This window comes from Mitsuaria sp. BK041, assembly GCF_014193085.1.
GTDB lineage: Bacteria > Pseudomonadota > Gammaproteobacteria > Burkholderiales > Burkholderiaceae_C > Roseateles.
The window spans coordinates 176,150-190,615 of record NZ_JACHYT010000001.1 but is presented as its reverse complement, the minus strand read 5'-3'; the positions used below and the strand labels follow the sequence as shown (position 1 = coordinate 190,615).

The 14,466-nt window shown below is 70.5% G+C and carries 14 protein-coding genes; 8 read left to right on the top strand and 6 right to left on the bottom strand.

Annotated features, from left to right (window positions below):
• Nucleotides 1-40: 40 nt before the first annotated feature.
• From FHT38_RS00835 to FHT38_RS00820, 4 genes are all read right to left on the bottom strand, one after another.
• Nucleotides 41-433, bottom strand: coding sequence for a DUF488 domain-containing protein (locus FHT38_RS00835; RefSeq protein WP_183488948.1), 393 nt, complete (start codon nt 431-433; stop codon nt 41-43).
• 116 nt (nt 434-549) lie between these two features.
• The gene (locus FHT38_RS00830; RefSeq protein ID WP_310737335.1) at nt 550-2,226 is read right to left on the bottom strand and encodes an S-layer protein; all 1,677 of its coding nucleotides are present in this window, start codon (nt 2,224-2,226) and stop codon (nt 550-552) included.
• Between the two features lie 159 nt (nt 2,227-2,385).
• Nucleotides 2,386-3,777 (bottom strand): sensor histidine kinase, encoded by a 1,392-nt coding sequence (locus tag FHT38_RS00825; protein ID WP_183488945.1) that lies wholly within the window; start codon nt 3,775-3,777, stop codon nt 2,386-2,388.
• Nucleotides 3,778-3,785: 8 nt separating this feature from the next.
• Nucleotides 3,786-4,475 (bottom strand): response regulator transcription factor, encoded by a 690-nt coding sequence (locus tag FHT38_RS00820; protein WP_091720224.1) that lies wholly within the window; start codon nt 4,473-4,475, stop codon nt 3,786-3,788.
• 135 nt (nt 4,476-4,610) lie between these two features.
• On the opposite strand from FHT38_RS00820, the gene FHT38_RS00815 reads away from it, so the two are divergent.
• Genes FHT38_RS00815 through FHT38_RS00805 form a run of 3 tightly spaced genes read left to right on the top strand, consistent with a single transcriptional unit; the run spans nt 4,611 to nt 7,049 of the window.
• Nucleotides 4,611-5,540: a carboxylesterase gene (locus tag FHT38_RS00815; protein ID WP_183488942.1), complete on the top strand. Its 930-nt coding sequence runs from the start codon at nt 4,611-4,613 to the stop codon at nt 5,538-5,540.
• A complete protein-coding gene (locus FHT38_RS00810) occupies nt 5,524-5,808 on the top strand; it encodes an acyl carrier protein (RefSeq protein WP_091720218.1) in 285 nt (94 codons plus the stop codon). The genes FHT38_RS00815 and FHT38_RS00810 overlap by 17 nt, the downstream gene beginning before the upstream one ends.
• 14 nt (nt 5,809-5,822) lie before the next feature.
• Nucleotides 5,823-7,049 carry a beta-ketoacyl synthase gene (locus FHT38_RS00805; RefSeq protein ID WP_183488939.1) on the top strand — a complete coding sequence of 409 codons (1,227 nt, stop codon included), beginning with the start codon at nt 5,823-5,825 and terminating at the stop codon, nt 7,047-7,049.
• 23 nt (nt 7,050-7,072) lie between these two features.
• Here the strand turns inward: FHT38_RS00805 and FHT38_RS00800 are convergent, their stop codons facing one another.
• Nucleotides 7,073-7,711, bottom strand: coding sequence for a response regulator transcription factor (locus tag FHT38_RS00800; protein ID WP_091720200.1), 639 nt, complete (start codon nt 7,709-7,711; stop codon nt 7,073-7,075).
• Nucleotides 7,708-9,654 carry a sensor histidine kinase gene (locus FHT38_RS00795; RefSeq protein ID WP_091720196.1) on the bottom strand — a complete coding sequence of 649 codons (1,947 nt, stop codon included), beginning with the start codon at nt 9,652-9,654 and terminating at the stop codon, nt 7,708-7,710. Before FHT38_RS00795 ends, FHT38_RS00800 begins: the two co-directional genes overlap by 4 nt.
• 172 nt (nt 9,655-9,826) lie before the next feature.
• Here FHT38_RS00795 and FHT38_RS00790 point away from each other — a divergent pair, with 172 nt between their 5' ends.
• The 5 genes from FHT38_RS00790 (at nt 9,827) to FHT38_RS00770 (ending at nt 14,460) form a co-directional block, all read left to right on the top strand.
• Nucleotides 9,827-10,861: a TRAP transporter substrate-binding protein gene (locus FHT38_RS00790; RefSeq protein WP_183488936.1), complete on the top strand. Its 1,035-nt coding sequence runs from the start codon at nt 9,827-9,829 to the stop codon at nt 10,859-10,861.
• A 176-nt stretch (nt 10,862-11,037) separates the two neighbouring features.
• Nucleotides 11,038-11,697 carry a TRAP transporter small permease gene (locus FHT38_RS00785; RefSeq protein WP_221213781.1) on the top strand — a complete coding sequence of 220 codons (660 nt, stop codon included), beginning with the start codon at nt 11,038-11,040 and terminating at the stop codon, nt 11,695-11,697.
• Nucleotides 11,694-13,022, top strand: coding sequence for a TRAP transporter large permease (locus tag FHT38_RS00780; RefSeq protein ID WP_091720188.1), 1,329 nt, complete (start codon nt 11,694-11,696; stop codon nt 13,020-13,022). Before FHT38_RS00785 ends, FHT38_RS00780 begins: the two co-directional genes overlap by 4 nt.
• Nucleotides 13,023-13,251: 229 nt before the next feature.
• The gene (locus tag FHT38_RS00775) at nt 13,252-14,064 is read left to right on the top strand and encodes a hypothetical protein (protein WP_183488931.1); all 813 of its coding nucleotides are present in this window, start codon (nt 13,252-13,254) and stop codon (nt 14,062-14,064) included.
• A gap of 9 nt (nt 14,065-14,073) precedes the next feature.
• The gene (locus tag FHT38_RS00770) at nt 14,074-14,460 is read left to right on the top strand and encodes a hypothetical protein (protein ID WP_091720178.1); all 387 of its coding nucleotides are present in this window, start codon (nt 14,074-14,076) and stop codon (nt 14,458-14,460) included.
• Nucleotides 14,461-14,466 lie beyond the last annotated feature (6 nt).

The following is a 14,466-nucleotide window of genomic DNA, read 5'->3' as shown; positions in this document are numbered from 1 at the left end:
CTCGGGGGCGGGGCCGGGCCGCAGCGGCTGGTCGTCGCGCTCAGCTTCGGATCGCCGCCCCGCGCTCCTCCAGCAGCTGCGTGAGCAGGCTGCGGTGGCAGCGCGCCGGGTCGTCGCAGTAGCAGCCCACCGACAGGTTGGCCGAGTGCGACAGCGCCGCCAGCGCATCCAGCAGCTGCGACGGCGCGGACTCGCCCATCTCCTTGCGGTAGGCCTTGGCGAAGGCGGCCCATTGCCGGTCGTCCTCGGCCGCCTTGCCCTGCGCCATCAGCTCGGCGCTGGGCGCCAGCAGCGGCAGCCAGCTGTCGTAATAGCCCAGGCGCGCGTAGTCCTCCTTGCGGACGCCGCGCGGCGGGCGACGCACGGTGCCGAGGCGGGCGCCCTCGTCGGGCAGGCGCGGCGTGACGCCGAGTTGGACGATGCGGATGGACATGGCGATGCGGGTGCGCAGGACTGGGAACCGGCCAGCTCCGAGCCGCGATTGTGCTCGCCCGGACGACCGGTGGCTGGTCCATGACGCTCGCCCCGAACGAGCCCGCGTCGCGCCCCTCACTTCACGGTGACGAAGATCGGGTTCGAGTAGAACCACAGGCTGCCGTAGTTGCGGTCGTTGATCTGGTCATGGCGCGTCGCGTTGTCGGCCGTGTTCACCGGCTGGTCGGCGAGCGGCTCGCCGCCGGCGCTCAGGCCGGGCACGTCCTCGGCCAGGTTGGTGCCGCGCAGGCGCAGGTACTGGCTCCGGCTCGCCGGCAGCGTCGTCGTGACGCTGTAGTAGCCGTCCGCGCCCAGGATCCAGTCGGCGCTGGTGAAACGCTTGAGCACCCGCGTCGACGGATTCGTCGCCACGTCGTAGGCCGGCGTGCCGGGCACTGCCTTGGGACCGACGTCGCCGACGATCAGGTCGACGTGATGCACCTTGGGCACCATGTTGCCGAGGTTGCCGCTGTTGACCGGCCGCTGATAGTTGTTCACCGCCGGGCTCTTGAAGCGCAGGGTGACGGTCACCGTCTGTCCCGCGCTGGCGACCAGCTCCTGACCCATGGTCGCCTGGCCGCCGCCGGCCGCGGCGCGGAAGTCCAGCGCGTTGATCAGGTCGCCGAACACGCCAAAACCGCGGCCCGCGCGCAGGCTGCCCAGCAGGCCGGCGACGCCGGTGCTGCCCTTGGGCTGCCACACGTAGTTCTTCGCGTACTCGCCGGGGTAGTAGCCGCTGCTGTTGCCGGCGGCATCGATCTCGAAGTGCGAGTCGGAGTTCGCGACGTTCCAGATGCGCCGCCCTTCCCCCAGCAGCGCGTCCCACACGCCGCCGAGCTGGGCGACGACGTAGTCGGTGCCGCCGTAGGTGCGGTTGGGCTTGTTGGCGTCGATGTAGGCCGAGGTGTAGCCGCCGCGGTTGGGCTCCATCTGGTTGCCCACCATGCCCTCGATCGCGAAGACGATCTTCGGCGCGAGGTCATTCATCTGCCGGAAGTCGGCGATCGTGTACTTGCCGGGATTGCGCGACGGATGGTTGATGACCGCGTAGCTGGTGTCCGGGTAGTTGTCCTTCAGCCAGGCGATGCCCTTGAGCGCGTCGGCGGCCGTGGCGTTGGCGCGCTGGCTGTACTTGGCCTTCCAGCGGGCCAGGTCGTCCGCCTGGAACAGCGACTCGTCGCCGTTGGTGAAGACGTACTGGAACTCCTTCATCGCGCTGGCGGAGGTGGCGAGCGTCGGGTCGCCTTCGAAGATGCCGATGCCGATGTGGTCATGGGTGGGCGTGTCCCACTCGAAGCCGGAGAAGATCAGCTTGCCGGTGTAGCTGCCGGCCGCCTGCAGCGCCTTGACGCGGGGCATCTCGTAGGCGGCCATGCCATAGGCGAAGGCCACCGGCGCCGGCAGCAGCTTCGCGTCGTTGTCGTACTTGGACGAACGCAGATGGTTGGTGACCGCCATCCAGTCCAGCCCGTGGGTGGTGAAGGCCTTGCCGAGCACGAAGTCCAGCGTCTGCGTCGTGCGCGAATCGTCGGACTGGACGGTGTGCACGTGCAGGTCGCCGGTCGTCCAGGCGCCGGCTTCGGGCTCGGGAGCACCGCTGCCGTTGCCGCTGCCGCCGCAGGCGGCCAAGGCGAGGGACAGGAGGCCGGCCATGGCGCCCGCCGCGGCGAGGCGGCTGCGGTCAGCGTTGGCCGTGACGTTGGAGACGATGGCTTCGACGGGTTCGGGAGAGTCGGTGCGGACAGTGTTCACGAGCAGGGGGGCCGCCCAAAGGCAAGGCACGGGAGGGAGGAAGCCCGCGAGTCTGTCCACGCGCGATGACGACCCCATGAACGGCGCCCCGGAGATGCCTTCGTTGCACCTCCGTTGCGATTGCCCATCGTGATCGGGCGCCTTGCGCCCGGCGCGCGTTCAGTTCGCCCCGTCGGCGCCCGCCCTCGGCACGCTCAGCCGCACCCGCAGCCCGGTGCCCGCGCCGGCATCCAGCAGCTCCAGCCGGCCGCGGTGCCGCTGCGCGATGTCCAGCGCGATGGCCAGGCCCAGGCCGCTGCCGGTGCCCTTGGACTCGCTGCCGCGCTCGAAGCGGCGCAGCGCGCGCTCGCGCTCCTGCGGCGGGATGCCGGGACCGTTGTCCTCGACCTCCATCCGCGACCACTCCCCGTCGCAGCCGGTGCGCACCGTGATGCGCGGCGCCGGTCCGGCGTAGTTCAGCGCGTTGTGCAGCACGTTCGCCAGCAGCTCGCGCAGCAGGAAGCCCTGCCCCAGCGCGGGCGCGCTGTCCAGCTCGAACTCGATGTCCGCGCCCGACTGCAGCGCGCGCGGCACCCAGTCCTCGGCCACCTGGGCCGCGATGTCGCGCAGGTCCAGCGGCTGCTCGCGGCCGCCCGGTTCGGCCTCGGCGCGCGCGATCGAGAGCATCTGCGTCGCCAGCCGCGCGCTGCGGTCCACCGAGCCCTGCAGGCGCTTGAGCACCGGCTCCATCTGCGGGTCGTGCGGCTCCAGCAGGGCCAGATCGATCTCGGTGCGCAGCGAGGTCAGCGGCGTGCGGAGCTGGTGGGCCGCGTTGGCCAGGAAGTCCTGCTGCGCCGACGACGCCCGCCGCAGCCGCTCGAACAGCCGGTTGAAGGCCGCGATCAGCGGCCGCAGCTCGCCCGGCACGTCGGGCTGCAGCGGTTCCAGGCGCGCCAGGTCGCGCTGCTCCAGCTCGGCGCTCAACCGCGCCAGCGGCCGCAGGCCGCGATAGGTCGCCCACCAGCCCGCGCCGGCCAGCAGGATCGCCATGCCGCCGATCAGCAGCACCACGACCACCGCCAGCTGCCGCTGCAGCGCATCGCGCTTGTTGAGGGTCTCGGCGACCAGGATCTGGCAGACCGAGCGGCCGCAGGTGGCGCCCAGCGCCGCGGCGCGCAGCGACTCGCCATCCAGCGTCGCCAGCGTGAAGAACCATTCGTTGGGCTTGCGCCGCGGCAGCTGGAGCCGCGCCAGCGGCGCGTCGCCGAGCAGCACCTCGCCGGCCGGGTCGAGGACGAGGTAATAGATCCGGTCGGTGCGGTCGAAGCGCAGCGCGCGGTCGGTCGCGCCGGAGACGTCGACGAACACGGTGCCGTCGCGCTCGCGCAGCAGGCTGGCCACGGCCAGCGCGGTGTCGCCCAGCGCCTGGTCCAGCCAGGAGATGGCCGTGTCGTGCATCACGTCGTAGAGCACCAGGCCGGCGGCCGGCACCGCCACCAGCACCGGCGCCATCAGCCAGATCAGCAGCCGCTGCTTGAGGCTGAAGGTGCGGTGGCGCGGCGTGTCGCTCATGCCGCGGGTCAGGCCTTCGCCGCCGGCGCGGCGGGCATCTCCTCGAGCAGGTAGCCCAGGCCACGCACGGTGCGCAGCTGCAGCCCGGCCGGCTCGATCTTGGCGCGCAGCCGCGAGACGCAGACCTCGATGGCGTTGTCGCTCACGCCCTGCTCCCAGCCGTTGCTGGCCGAGGCGATCTGCTCCTTGGCCACCACCTTGCCGGCACGCGCCAGCAGGAAGCCCAGCACGTCCCACTCGCGCGCCGACAGCGCCAGCGGTTCCTCGGCGATGAAGGCGCGGCGCGCCTCCAGGTCCATGCGCAGCGTCGACAGCCGCAGCTCGTTGCCGGTGCGCGCCTGGCTGCGGCGCACCAGCGCGCGGGCGCGGGCGATCAGCTCGCTCAGGGCGAAGGGCTTGACCAGGTAGTCGTCGGCGCCGCCCTCCAGGCCGCGCACGCGGTCCTCGACCGCGTCGCGCGCCGTCAGCAGCAGCACCGGGGTCGTGCTGCCCTGGGAACGCACGCGTCGCAGCGTCTCGAAGCCGTCGATGCCGGCCAGGCCGATGTCCAGGATCAGCAGGTCGTAGCGGTCCTCGCGCAGCGACAGCGGCACCGGCTCGCCACGCGCGCTGACGTCCACGACCCAGGACTGCGAGCGCAGCGCCCGGGCGGTGGATTCCGCCAGGAATTCATCGTCTTCGACCAGGAGGATTCGCATGGAGCGGCAGCATAAGCCTTGAGCCTTGCGGGGGCCAATCCGAGACCTGTCAGAAACCTGAGGGCAACGGCGCCGACAGCTTTCCGACAGCTTCGCGTCAAGTCCGCAACAGCGAGCTTGGACAGACTGCCGCCCATGCCGAACATCGTTGCCCCGTTCTCCACGACCGCCGCGGCCGCAGAGCCGCCGCCGGCGCCCGCGCTGGATCCGCGCCCGGCCGTGCTGCTGCTGCACGGCCTGTGCGCGAACCCGCTGGAGATGATGCCGCTGGCCCGCGCGCTGCGCGATGCCGGCTACGTCGTGGAGGCGCCCGCGCTGGACGGCTACGGCGTGGTGCCGCCGGTGGCCGGGGCGCCCGCGCCGGCGCGCCGCCGCGCGGTCCCGCCCTTCGAGGCCTGGGTCGAGATGGCCGCCGCGCATTTCGACGCGCTGGCCGCCCGGCATGCCCGCGTGGCCGTGGGCGGCCTGTCGATGGGCGCGGTGCTGACGCTGGCGCTGGCGCTCGAGCGGCCTGCGGCGGCGCTGATGCTGCTGTCCACCAGCCTGCACTTCGACGGCTGGAATGTCTCGCCCTGGCGGCGCCTGCTGCCGCTGGCCTATGTGCCGCCACTGCGCCAGTGGCTGAGCTTCCGCGAGACGCCGCCTTACGGCATCAAGAACGAACGGCTGCGCGAATGGGTCGCGCAGGCGATGAACGCGAGCCATGTCTCCGCCGCCGGCGCCGACCGGCTGCCGGCGGCCTCGCTGCATCAGGCGTCGCGGCTGATCCGCCACGTGCGCCGGAACCTGCACCAGATCGCCGCGCCCGCCGTGGTGCTGCACGCGAGCGAGGACGACGTCAGCGGCGCGCGCTCGGTGCTGGAGCTGCAGCGGCGCCTGGGCACGACGCCCGAGGTGCACTGGTTCCACCACAGCTATCACATGCTGACCCTGGACAACGAGCGCGGCGCGGTCACGCAGACCGCCCGTCAGTTCCTGCTTCGCCAGGTGCCCGTCGCGGCGCCGGCCGAGCGTTTTTCCCCTTTGACCGCGACCGAGGACCTCCCCCATGAGCAACACGCTTGAAGAACTCCGCCAGCTGGCCTGCCACGACCTGGGCATGTCGGCCGACGACCTGAAGAACGACGTCACCTTCGCCGAACTGGGGCTGGACTCGCTGATGCTGGTCGACTTCATGTTCGCGGTCGAGGACAAGTTCCACATCGAGATCGACCACGACGCCGCGATGAAGCAGCCGACGATCGCCGGCCTGGCGGCACTCGTGGATGCGCTGCTGGCGGGCGACGGCGACGCCGGCACGCCGGCGGCGTCCGCCACCGCGGTCGCGGCCTGAGCGCCGCCAGCCGCATGAACGCGGAAGCGGTATGGATCACCGGCATCGGCGCCTGCAGCGCGCTTGGCCCGGACGCGGCCTCGTTCGCGGACGCGCTGGCGCGGGGACGGTCGGGGATCGCGCTGCAGCCGGGCGATCCGGCGCGCGGCGTGGCGCCGTTCGCGGCGGCGGCGGTGACGCAGGCGCTGGGCCAGGACATGCCGCCGGCGCAGCGCAACCTGCACGACCGGCACAGCCTGATGGCCTTGCAGGCGGCCAGCGAAGCCTGGGCCCAGTCCGGCCTGCCGGCGACGGCGCCCCGGCCCGAGCGGGCGGCGGTGGCCTGGGGCACGGGGCTGGGCGGGTCGAATGCGCTGCAGCAGTCCTATGGCGAGCACCTGACCAAGGAGACGCCACGCATCCATCCCTACACGGTGGTGCGGGTGATGAGCAACTCGGCGGCCTCGCACCTGGCGATGCGGCACGGGCTGAGGGCGGCGATGCTGACGATCTCCAACGCCTGCGCGTCATCGGCGCAGGCGATCGGCGAGGCGCTGATGCTGCTGCGCCAGGGCCGCGCGGACCTGGCGCTGGTGGGGGGCTCGGAGGCGATGCTGAATCCGGGCTCGGTGGCCGCGTGGCAGGCGATGGGCGTGATGGCGCCGCCGGATCCGGAGGAGGTCTCGCACAGTTGCCGGCCCTTCGACGACGGCCGGCGTGGCTTGGTGCTGGGCGAGGGCGCGGCGGCGCTGGTGCTGGAGACGGCCTCGCACGCCCGCGCACGCGGCGCGTCGGCGCTTGCCGTGCTGGCCGGCTACGGGCATAGCGTGGACGCGGTGCATCTGTCGCGGCCCGATGCCGACGGCCAGGAGCGCGCGCTGCGCGCCGCGCTGGCCGACGCGGGGATCGATCCGGCGCAGGTCGGCTACGTGAACGCGCACGGCACGGCCACGGACGTGGGCGATGCGGTCGAGGCCGAATCGCTGGCGCGCGTCTTCGGTCCGCGCGGCGTGCCGGTGAGCGCGACCAAGGCGCTGCACGGTCACCTGATCGGCGCCGGCGGCGCGCTGGAGCTGATCGCCTGCGTGCAGGCGCTGCGCCGGGGCGAGCTGCCGCGCAGCGCGAATGTGCGCACGAGCGCGCTCGAGGAGATCGCGGATGTGATCCGCGAGCCGCGGGCCTTCGACCCATCCAAGTCGATGGTCAGCAATTCCTTCGCATTCGGCGGGAGCAACGTGTCGCTCGTCATCAGTGCGGCATGAGGGCATGCGGCTGCCGCCGTCGCTCACTGAGCGCCCTTCTCCCGCTTCACCTCAAACCGCTCCAGCAGCGTCGCCAGCTCCGCCGCGGAGCGCAGGCCCAGCTTCGTGAACGCCCGCGCGCGGTGGACCTCTACCGTGCGGATCGCAATACCGAGTTCATCCGCGACCTGCTTGTTCAGCTTGCCGGCCGCCACCAGCACCGCGACCTCACGTTCGCGGTCGGTCAGGCTGGCGAGCCTGCCGGCCACGTCCGCATGAGCGCGCGATTCGCGCCAGCGGTGGACGTCCGTCGCGATCGCGCGCTGCACCTTGTTCACCAGCGCCTGGTCGTTGAACGGCTTCTCGACGAAATCGACCGCGCCCTTCTGCATCGCATCCACCGCCATCGGGATGTCGCCGTGACCGCTCAGGAAGATCACCGGCAGCGGCACCCCGCGCGCGATCAGCTCGTCATGCACCTGCAACCCGGACAGCGGCTCCATCCGCACGTCCAGCACGATGCAGCCATGCGGATCGATCGCCTGGTCCAGCGCCTCGAACAGCGCCGGCCCGCTCGCATGCGCGTCCACCCGCAGACCGTGCGAGCGCATCAGGAAAGCCAGCGCGTCGCGCACCGCCGCCTCGTCGTCCACCAGGTGGACCGTCGCCTGTGGGTCGCTCATCGCGCGCCCTCCTTGTATGAATCGACGCCCGCCTCGCCCGCGCCGCACGGCCCGGTCTCCTGACACAGCGGCAGCGTGAAGCTGATCCTCGCGCCGCCCAGCGCGCCCGCGCCGGCCTCCATGCCGCCGTGGTGCGCCTCGATCACCGAGCGACAGATCGCCAGCCCCATGCCCATGCCTTCGGCCTTGGTCGAGTAGAACGCCGTCGTCAGCTGATCGATGCCGCGCCCCTGCAGCCCGGGCCCGTTGTCGTCGACGTCCACGCGCACGAAGCGCTCGCCCACGCGCTGCGCGGCGATGCGCACTTGCGCCCCGGGCCGATGGTGCAGTTCATCCAGCGCGTTGCGCACCAGGTTGATCAGCACCTGCTCGATGAGCACCGCGTCGGCCTGCACCTCCGGCAACCCGGCGGGCATCTCGACGTCCACCCGCACGCCGCGCAGGTCGCGCTTGAGCAGCGCCAGCACCCGCGCGACGAGTTCCGGCACCGCGCAGCGTTCCGGCTGCGGGGCGCGGCGCGTCAGGAAGGCGCGGATGCGCTGCACGATGCGCCCCGCCTCCTGCGCCTGCTCGCCCAGCCGCCGCAGCGCCTCCATGACGATGTCGTCGTCCGGATGCCCGGCCCGCTCCAGCGAGCGCAACGCCCCCGCGTTGTAGCCCGCGATCGCCGCCAGCGGCTGGTTGAGCTGGTGCGCCAGCGCCGAGGCCACTTCACCCAGCGTGCTCAGCCGCGCCTGGTGCGCCAGCGCCTCGGTGCGGCGGCGCTCGCGCTCCTCGGTCTGCTTGCGCGCGCTGATGTCGACGATCGACCCCATCCAGCCGATCTGCACGCCGTTCGCATCCACCAGCGGCGCCTCGAAGATCATCACGTCCAACTCATGGCCGTCGCGATGCATCCAGCGCGCCTCGTAGCCCTCGCGCGGCGCGCCGCCCGCCATGTTGCGCTGGTGGCGGCGCAGGCTGTCGGCCATCTCGTCGGGCAGCCAGTACGGCATCGGCGGCAGGCGGCCCAGCAGCTCCTCCGCGCCATAACCCACCAGGTCGCAGAACGCGCGGTTCACATGGGTCAGGCGGCCGTCCAGGTCCCGCCCGCGCAGGCCCACCGTCAATGAATCCTCGACCGCGCGCCGCCAGGCGGCCTCGGTCCGCGCCTCGCCCTCGGCGCGCCGCACCTCGCGCATCTGCCGGCGCAGCATCGCGCTGGCCAGCGCCGACAGCAGCAAGAACACCCCCATCAGCCCCGCCGCCAGCGTGTACCACCAGGGCCGGTGAGGCACGCGCGTGTTGAGCTCGAGCCAGGTCTCGCGCATCGCGGGATCGACGCTGACGCGGTAGCTCTGCGTCCCGGGCAGCGCGATCGCATCGCCCGTCTGCGCGAGCCGCTGCCCGAGTCCGTCGACCAGGCGCACGTCGTACTTCTGCGCCAGCCACCACGGCAGCGTCTGGCGCAGCAGCGCGCTCGGCGCGAAGCGCACCACCAGCCGCCCGCCCTGCGGCCGTGCCGCGCTCCAGTGCGCGGTCAGGCCGCCCTCGTCCAGGCTCACGCCACTGCGCTCCTTCGACGGCGCCGTCGCCTGCGGCACCTGCTGCGGCACATGCGCGATCACGCGGTTGTTGGCGTCCAGGACCGTCGCGCTGACCCACAGCCGGCGCAGGCCCTCGGCCACCGCACGGTGGTTGAGCAGCATGCGGTCGTCGACCGCGCCCGGCAGCTGCTGCGCGAGCCGGTCCACCGCCGCGTGCTCCGCGTTGAGCCAGTCCGAGATGCGCGCCTCCAGCGACAGCGCGTCGGTGATCAGCGTGAGCCGTTCCTCCTCCAGGTCGCGGACGTCGCTCAGCCGCAGCCACACGCCAACCGAGGCGGCAAAGGCCAGCGCCAGCAGCAGCGGCAAGGCCCAGCTGGCGCGCTTGAGCATCTGGAGCAGTCGTCGGGACACGGCCATGGCGGCAGTCTAGGCGCTGCGCGGCGCGCGGGCCGGGCCGCGGGCGCTGCGGGCTCCCCCAATGTGGAAGTCCACAACTGGCCGCGCGCAGGCCGGATTTCCACAATCCGCTCCATCCCGCAGACCGGCCCCGCGCCGGCGCCTTGGATCCCGAGAACACCAGGAGACCTCCATGTCCGCCACCTTCCCTCGCCGCGCGCTGCTGTCCGTCGCGCTCGCCACCGCCGGCCTGTGCGCCGCGCTCGGCACCACCACGAGCGCCTTCGCCCAGGCGCCGATCGTGATCAAGCTGAGCCACGTCGTCGCCCCCGACACGCCCAAGGGCAAGGGCGCGCAGCGCTTCAAGGAGCTGGCCGAGGAACGCAGCAAGGGCCGCCTGAAGGTCGAGGTCTATCCCAACAGCCAGCTCTACAAGGACAAGGAAGAGCTGGAGGCGCTGCAACTGGGCTCGGTGCAGATGCTGGCGCCGTCGCTGGCCAAGTTCGGCCCGCTGGGCGTGAAGGAGTTCGAGGTCTTCGACCTGCCCTTCCTGTTCAAGGACGACGCCTCGTTCCGCAACACCACCAACACGCTGGGCATGGAGCTGTTCAAGAAGCTCGAGCCCAAGGGCATCAAGGGCCTGGCCTTCTGGGACAACGGCTTCCACATCATGAGCGCCAACAAGCCGCTGCACCACGTGGCGGACTTCAAGGGCCTGAAGATGCGGATCCAGTCCTCCAAGGTGCTGGACGCGCAGATGCGCGCGCTGGGCGCGATCCCGCAGGTGATGGCCTTCTCCGAGCTGTACCAGGCGCTGCAGTCGGGCGTGGTGGACGGCACCGAGGGCGTGCCGTCCAACTTCTACACGCAGAAGACCTACGAGGTGCAGAAGCACACGACGCTGAGCAACCACGGCCACCTGGCCTACGCGCTGATCATCAACAAGAAGTTCTACGACGGCCTGCCCGCCGACCTGAAGGCGGTGGTGGACAGCAGCGTCAAGGACGCCACCATCTACGCCAACGCGATCGCGCAGACCGAGAACCAGCAGGCGCTGGAGAAGATCAAGGCCAGCGGCAAGACCACGATCTACACGCTGACGCCGGCCGAGGTGAACGAGTGGAAGCTCGCGCTGATGCCGGTCCACAAGGAGATGGAAGGCCGCGTCGGCAAGGCCACCGTCGAGGCTGCCTACAAGGCCGCCGGCTTCGTCCCGCCGACTAGATAAGTTCCCCCCTACCGGCTCACGCCGGCCCCCCGAGGGGGCGGACCCCAGGAGCCCGGCGAAGCCGGTTCTCCGGGCTCCCGCTTGATGGGTCCGCCCGCCGGTGGCGGCGTCCTGTGTGCCGCGCCCCTGTTCTGGGCGGCGCGGCCTTCTTTTGTCTGAAGGAGATCGCCATGTCGCTGAGATGGTTGGATCGATTGGAGGAGACGCTCATTGCGTTCCTCATGGGCGCCGCGACGCTGGTCATCGCGATGGCCGTGCTGCACCGCTTCCTGGCCGGCGTGCCGCACTTGCAAGATGCCGTCATCCGCATTGACGTGAGCTGGGCGCAGGAGCTGTGCATCTACATGTTTGTGTGGATGGCCAAGTTCGGCGCCGCCTACGGCGTGCGGGCCGGCACCCACGTGGGCGTGGACGTGCTGGTGCGCAAGCTGAGGCCCGAGCACGCGAAGTACCTGGTGATCTTCAGCCTGCTGGCCGGCGCGGTGTTCACCGCGACCATCGGCACGCTGGGCGCGACCTTCGTGTGGGAGAACGGCGCGCACTACGCGTTCACGCATGCCTTCGGCATCGAGAACCCCGACCTCTTCGAAGGCCCGACCTCGCCCGACCTGGAGATCCCGACCTGGATCGCCTACTCCTGCGTGCCGCTGGGCTCCTACCTGATGTGCTTCCGCTTCCTGCAGGTGTGCTGGCACTTCATCCGCACCGGCGAGGCGCCGCACGCGGACCACGGCCACGTCGAGGGCATCGAGGATGACGTCGCCGCGGTCGGCGCGGCCAAGACAGCCGAGGAAGCCGCCAAGGGCTCGAACGGCTCGAAGGGAGATCGCGCATGAACACCCTGATCATCTTCTCGCTGCTGGTGGTGCTGATGCTCACCGGCATGCCGATCTCGATCTCGCTGGGCCTGACGGTCCTGACCTATCTCTTCACGATGACGAACGTGCCGATCGAATCGGTCGCGCTCAAGCTGTTCACCGGCATCGAGAAGTTCGAGATCATGGCCGTGCCCTTCTTCATCCTGGCGGGCAACTTCCTGACCCATGGCGGAGTGGCGCGGCGGATCATCCACTTCGCCACGACCATGATCGGCCACTGGTACGGAGGCCTCGGCCTGGCCGGCGTGCTGGCCTGCGCGATGTTCGCGGCGATCTCGGGCTCATCGGTCGCGACGGTCGTCGCGGTCGGTTCCATCATCCTGCCGGCGATGACCAAGCAGGGCTATCCGAAGCAGTTCGGCGCGGGCGTGATCACGACGTCCGGCGCGCTGGGCATCCTGTTCCCGCCGTCGATCAACCTGGTGATGTTCTCGATCGCGACGGCCGGCATGAGCGCCACCGGACCGAATGGCGAGGTGGTAGGCACCGCGTCGGTGGGCCAGCTGTTCATGGCCGGCGTCGTGCCGGGCGTGTGCCTGTCGCTGCTGCTGGGCATCACCACCTGGTACCGCGCCAAGAAGTACGACTACCCGCGCATGGTCAAGGCGACCTGGGCCGAGCGCTTCAAGGCCTTCCGCGAGAGCTTCTGGGGCCTGATGCTGATCGTCGTCGTCATCGGCGGCATCTACAGCGGCAAGTTCACGCCGACCGAGGCGGCGGCCGTGGCCGCGGTCTACGCCTTCATCATCTCGGTCTTCGTCTACAAGGACATGGGCCTGAAGGACGTGCCCAAGGTGCTGCTGAAGGCGGCGGCGATGAGCTCGATGCTGCTGTACATCATCACCAACGCGGTGCTGTTCAGCTTCCTGATGGCCTCCGAGCAGATCCCGCAGACGATGGCGGCGTGGATGTCGGCGCAGGGCTTCGGGCTGATCGTGTTCCTGCTGCTGGTCAACCTGATCCTGCTGGGCGCGGGCAACTTCATGGACCCGGCGGCGATCGTGCTGATCATGGCGCCCATCCTGTTCCCGGTCGCGGCCAAGCTGGGCGTCGATCCGGTGCACCTGGGCATCCTGATGGCCGTCAACATGGAAGTCGGCCTGTGCCACCCGCCGGTGGGGCTCAACCTCTACGTGGCGTCGGGCATCACGAAGATGGGCATCACCGAACTGACGGTCGCGGTCTGGCCGTGGCTGCTGACGATGCTGGGCTTCCTGCTCGTCGTCACCTACTGGCCGGGCCTGTCGCTGGCGCTGCCGAGGGCGCTGGGGTTGGTCGGCTGACCGTCCCCTGCAACGCCTGCCTCGCCAGGCATCGACACCGCGAAAGCGCCGACAGTCCTGTCGGCGCTTTTTTCATGGGACGTCCGAAGTGCTCCACCGCGGCCTCCCCCAGACTGAAGGGGTGGGCCGATTTCCCGACCGCCTTACGATTCGCCGCCGCCGAAGCCCCTGGGGCAACCGGTACTCGACCTGTTCGAAAGGAACTGCCTTGCCTTTCCGGAACCGTCTTTTGGCCGTCGGCTTGGCGGCGATGCTTGCGGGCTGCGTCAACCTGCAGGCCATCAGCACCTACGCCGAATCGGCGGCCGGCGTGGCCGGCGCCACCGATGCCGCCAAGCGCTGGCGTGATTCCGACAAGAAGCTGCGCGAGCAACGCCTCGATGGCGACGTGTGCCCCATCGGCTACACCGGCCGGCTTCCCCAAGCGCAGTTCGACGCTGCCTATGACGACGCGGAGAAGCTGCACCAGGCCATGAGCGCGTACTTCACCGCCCTCGGTGAACTCGCCTCGGACCAGTTGCCCGACGTCGCCAAGACGGCCGCTCCTTCGCTCGAGGGCATCAAGGGCGCCGGCGCCAAGGTGTCGCCCGAAGAGGAGGCCGCCGTGCAAGGACTGTTCGCGCTGCTCCGGCGGGGGCTCGACGGCTATCGCCACAAGAAGCTCCGCGAGCTGATGGCGTCCTCGCATGGCGACGTCGCGCGCGTGCTGGGCCTGATGCGCAAGCTCGCCGACGTCTATGCCGAAGGCCTGCGGGGCGAACGCATCCAGGCGATCAACTTCGTGAAGTGCGAGATCGGGCAATCCGATCTCGGCGACAAGTACCTCGGCCGACGGGAGCTCGCTCGCGTCGGGGCGGACTACGACAAGGAACTGAGCGCGATCGCCACCTACAAGGCGGCACTTCAAAAGCTCGCCGACGATCACGACCGGATTCGCGGCGCGCTGGCGATGGACCGCGACGCGATGACGCGCACGCTGAAGGCGATCGCCGCGACGGCCAAGGAACTCGACAAGGCGCACGACGCCGTGGCCAAGCTCTAGGGAGGGCGCATGACCGACACGACCCTGGCGTACAGCGCCGACGAACTGGTGCAGCTGGCCAAGGCCCTCGACGACATGGCCGAAGCCATGCCGGTCGGTACGCCCGGCCCCGACGGTCTGACAGCGATGCGATGGAGCCAGTCGCTCGGCGGAGCGGCGCAGAACCTGCTGTTGATGGCCCAGCGGGACTACCTCGCCGACACCACCGAGCCGCTGGCGGACATCGTCGTCACGACGAAGGAGGCCACCGCGGCGCTGGCGAAGATCAAGGCCATCGACAAGATCGTCGAGGTGGTGGGGGACGTCATGCTGCTGGCCACCGTCATCTGGCTGCAGAAGTGGAACCTGGTGCTGCCGACCGTCAAGGAGCTTCGGAACGACATTCGTTCGGTATGAGCGGCC